The sequence below is a fragment of the Pseudoalteromonas sp. ESRF-bin5 genome (assembly GCF_002632075.1).
In the GTDB taxonomy this organism is placed as follows: domain Bacteria; phylum Pseudomonadota; class Gammaproteobacteria; order Enterobacterales; family Alteromonadaceae; genus Pseudoalteromonas; species Pseudoalteromonas marina.
This window is the reverse complement of the sequence record NZ_NTLW01000169.1, coordinates 1-1553: the sequence shown is the minus strand read 5'-3', so window position 1 is coordinate 1553 and position 1553 is coordinate 1. Positions and strand designations below refer to the sequence as shown.

1 protein-coding gene is annotated in these 1553 nt (G+C 42.5%); it reads left to right on the top strand.

Features of this window, described 5'->3' with window-relative positions:
* The first annotated feature begins 110 nt into the window (after nucleotides 1–110).
* Nucleotides 111–1265 carry an IS110 family RNA-guided transposase gene (locus tag BCG07_RS09590; RefSeq protein ID WP_138740772.1) on the top strand — a complete coding sequence of 385 codons (1155 nt, stop codon included), beginning with the start codon at nucleotides 111–113 and terminating at the stop codon, nucleotides 1263–1265.
* Nucleotides 1266–1553: the final 288 nt, after the last annotated feature.

The window sequence follows — 1553 nt, the reverse complement described above, 5'->3', positions numbered from 1 at the left end:
ATAGACATAATGACTCCCACACGGTGTTAGCCTCCGCTTTTCGTGGGTTAGCTTAATTCAAAGCCAGAGCCATAATTAGTTTGTCAATTAACTAAACAGCAGAGGCTAACATGAATAAACATAGCATACTTTTTATCGGTCTTGATACACATAAAGAATTCAATGAAGTTGCCTATATTGAAGAACATAGAGGTGCGCAACCTGTTCATCTTGGCCGAGTTTCGTCTTCCAAAATGGCCGTTCAAAAGCTTGTTCGCCAGTTCGAATCGAAATACCCTGGCGCAACACTTCATTTTGTTTATGAAGCTGGCCCATGTGGTTATTGGATTTACCGATTAATTACCAGCCTTGGCCATTGCTGTTATGTGGTTGCACCTTCTCTTATTCCTAAAAAACCTGGTGAGAAAATTAAAACCGATAAACGTGATGCCCTTAAGCTTGCTAAATTACTTAAGTCTGAAGATTTAACACCTATCTATGTTCCTGAGCCTGAAGATGAAGCTGTACGTGATTTATCTCGTGCACGCGAAGTAGCCATGAAGGATTTAAAAGATGCCAAATATCAATTAAAGGCGCTGCTGCTTCGCAATAATATTAATTACAAAGGCACTGCGAATTGGTCACAAAAACATTTACGTTGGCTCACTGAGCTTGTGTTGCCACACCCCGCTCAGCACATCGTCTTACAAGAATTTTTACACACAATTACCGAACGAATAAGCCGACTTGAGCGGCTAGATAATGAACTAACACACCACGTTCACCAGTGGCGTTATTATCCTGTAGTAAAAGCAATACAAGCTATGCGTGGTGTCCGTTTGTTGGTCGCCACTGGCGTTGTTGCTGAGCTTGGCGATTTATCGCGTTTCGACCATCCCCGCAAATTAATGAGTTATCTCGGTCTTGTACCCAGTGAACACTCGAGTGGTGGCAAACGCCATATTGGCGCCATCACAAAATGCGGGAACGGCCGAGCAAGGCGCCTTCTTGTGGAAGGTGCACATACTTATCGCTATGCAGCAAATATATCCACAGATATGCAAAAACGACAAGAAGGTTTACCAAAGGACATTATTGATATTGCGTGGAAAGCACAGATTAGGCTCTGCAAACGCTATAAAAAAATGATAGCCAAAGGGAAACACTACAATCTGGTTGTTACCGCCATTGCCCGAGAAATGATTGCGTACATATGGGCTATTGCAAGAGAAGTGGTGCTTACGCCAGTGAATAAAAAACTTAGATTGGCAAGAGTACCCGCATGATAAAAGAATTAGAGTTAATGCATGGGATCAAGCATCGGGTGTGGCACAACCACCGACGGCGTTAGGATGGCAATGCAGCTAACGCTGCATTGAACCACGAACATAGACTGAAGACAGGTGCCACGACGAAATAAGTAAGGTCTGCTCTGTTACTAGAAATAGTAATAACCAACGAATATCAGCAAGATAACCGACGACATTACTTGCTTCATCCTATGTATTAACTCGCTCTAATTCGAGCTAAAATAATTATGGCTTAAAAAGTTAGGCAAGGATCAGTGCGTTTAA

Coding starts and splice junctions, on each gene's coding strand:
- BCG07_RS09590 (WP_138740772.1), top strand. CDS start 111: ATGAATAAACATAGCATACTTTTTATCGGTCTTGATACACATAAAGAA.